The organism is Saccharomonospora iraqiensis subsp. iraqiensis (assembly GCF_000430445.1).
GTDB classification, from domain to species: domain Bacteria; phylum Actinomycetota; class Actinomycetes; order Mycobacteriales; family Pseudonocardiaceae; genus Saccharomonospora; species Saccharomonospora iraqiensis.
In genome coordinates, this window is the sequence record NZ_KE387109.1 from 1 (window position 1) to 2,296 (window position 2,296).

At 74.5% G+C, this 2,296-nt stretch carries 2 protein-coding genes; one reads left to right on the top strand and one right to left on the bottom strand.

All coding sequences use genetic code 11. The features are described 5' to 3' along the window. Nucleotides 1-20: 20 nt before the first annotated feature. Complete coding sequence (locus tag ACTIR_RS0115700; protein ID WP_052583911.1) at nucleotides 21-1,178, bottom strand: glycerophosphodiester phosphodiesterase; 1,158 nt, start codon at nucleotides 1,176-1,178, stop codon at nucleotides 21-23. Nucleotides 1,179-1,329: 151 nt separating this feature from the next. Between ACTIR_RS0115700 and purD the strand changes: the two genes are divergently transcribed. Continuing rightward, on the top strand, nucleotides 1,330-2,296 hold a 967-nt coding region (purD, locus tag ACTIR_RS23735; RefSeq protein WP_034240442.1), incomplete at its 3' end, for a phosphoribosylamine--glycine ligase.

The following is a 2,296-nucleotide window of genomic DNA, read 5'->3' on the forward strand; positions in this document are numbered from 1 at the left end:
GCGCGACGAGCGGTGACCGGTCAGCGCCGGGCCGTGCGGGCGGCCTCCACCGCGAGGTCCGGCCGGTCGGCGAACACGCCGTCCACCCCCGCCGCCAGGAACGCCTCGTACTCGGCGAAGACGTCGCCGAGCGCCGCGGGGTCGTCGGAGGACCGCAGCTCGGGCGGCAGGAAGGTGTTCTCCGCCCGGAACGTGTACGGGTGGACCACCAGCCCCTCCCGGTGGGCGTCGGCGACCAGCGGGGTCGGGCGCCCCAGGCTGCCGTCCTCGGTGACCGGCACCACACGGCCCTTCGCCGGGCCGATCCCGTCTGCGTACTCCGCGATCTCGGCCAGCCCCTCGGGGGTCACCAGGTCGTCGTAGGTGCGCGGGTCCCCGGCGGCCACGAGGTCGTAGGGCGCGCCCGAGCCGCCGATCAGCTGCACCAGCGGGACCCGGAGCTCGTCGTCGAGCGCACGCAGGTTGCCCACCTCGAACGACTGCACGAACACCGGCGCGTTCGGCCGGTTGAGCCCGTTGCGGGTCAGTGTCCGCACCAGCGCGGGTTCCAGCGCCAGCCCCTGCTCCCGGAAATAGGTCGGGTGCTTGGTCTCCGGGTAGACGCCGATCTCCCGCCCGAGCTCCCGGGACAGCCGGTCCGCCAGGTCGAGGATCTCCTGGAATGTCGGGATCGGGTAGCGCCCGTCGTGGATCGTGTTGTGCGGGCGCAGGTGCGGGATGCGCTCGGTCGCACGCAGCGTCTTCAGCTCGGCGAGGGTGAAGTCCTCGGCGAAGAAGCCGGTCACCGGCGTGCCGTCGACCGTTTTCGTCGTTCTCCGGTCGGCGAACTCCGGCCGGTCGGCCACGTCGGTGGTGCCGCCGATCTCCGGTTCGTGGCGCGCCACGAGCACGCCGTCGGCGGTGGTCACCAGGTCCGGTTCGAGGTGGTCGGCACCCAGGCGGGCCGCCAGCTCGTAGGACGCCAGGGTGTGCTCGGGCCGGTGGCCCGACGCCCCGCGGTGTCCGATGACCAGGAGGTCGTCACCCGCGCCGAACGCGGGCGGGCCCGGCTCCCCGGCCGAAGGGTCCGGCCCCGCCGTGGCCGGACCGGCGATCATCCCCGTCATCGCCAACCCGCACACGGCCAGTACGGCCTGCCACCGTGTCCCTGTACGTCGTGTCCCCGTACGTCGTCGCATGCTGCCGCCCTTCTCCCGTTCCGGCCGCCCACGGTGCGTGGTGGGCCCGTCCCACACTGTCCACCGACAGCGGCCCGGAGGCGACCCGTCGGGGGCCGGGAGGGGACATGCCGGTGAACGGCGTCCGACCCGGGCGACCTACCCTGTGCGCGTGCGCGTCCTGGTAATCGGCTCCGGAGCCCGAGAGCATGCCCTCGCCCTCGCCGCCTCACACGATCCGGCGGTGACGGCCCTCGCTTGCGCCCCCGGCAACCCGGGGACGGCCGCGGTCGCCGAGACACTCGGCGTCGACCTCACCGACCCCGCGGCGATCGCCGGACTCGCCGTGTCCTGGCGGGCCGACCTCGTCGTGATCGGCCCGGAGGTGCCGCTCGTCGCGGGCGCCGCCGACGCCGTGCGCGCGGAGGGGATCGCCTGTTTCGGGCCGAGCGCGGCCGCCGCCCGGATCGAGGGGTCCAAGGCGTTCGCCAAGGACGTGATGAACGCGGCGGGGGTGCCGACCGCCCGGAGCGAGGTGGTGGACAACCCGGCGCATCTGGATGCCGCCCTGGCGCGGTTCGGACCCACCTGGGTGGTCAAGGACGACGGCCTCGCGGCGGGCAAGGGGGTCGTGGTCACCACCGACGTCGAACGCGCCCGCAAGCACGCGCTGATGCTGCTCGACGGTGGGCACCCCGTGGTGCTGGAGTCGTTCCTGGACGGCCCCGAGGCGTCGCTGTTCTGCCTGGTCGACGGGCGCACCGTGGTGCCGCTGCTGCCCGCGCAGGACTTCAAGCGGGTCGGCGACGACGACACCGGTCCGAACACCGGGGGCATGGGCGCGTACGCCCCGCTGCCCTGGGCTCCCCCCGGGCTGGTCGACGAGGTGGTCGCCACGGTCGTCCAGCCGGTCGTCGACGAGCTGGACCGCCGGGGCGCCCCCTTCCAGGGCCTGCTCTACGCGGGGCTCGCGCTGACCTCGGCCGGTCCGCAGGTGATCGAGTTCAACTGCCGGTTCGGGGACCCGGAGACCCAGGTGGTGCTGCCGCTGCTGCGGACGCCGTTGGCCGGGCTGCTGCACGCCGCCGCCACCGGCAGTCTCGACCGGCACCCGCCGCTCGACTGGTCCGGCGGCGCGG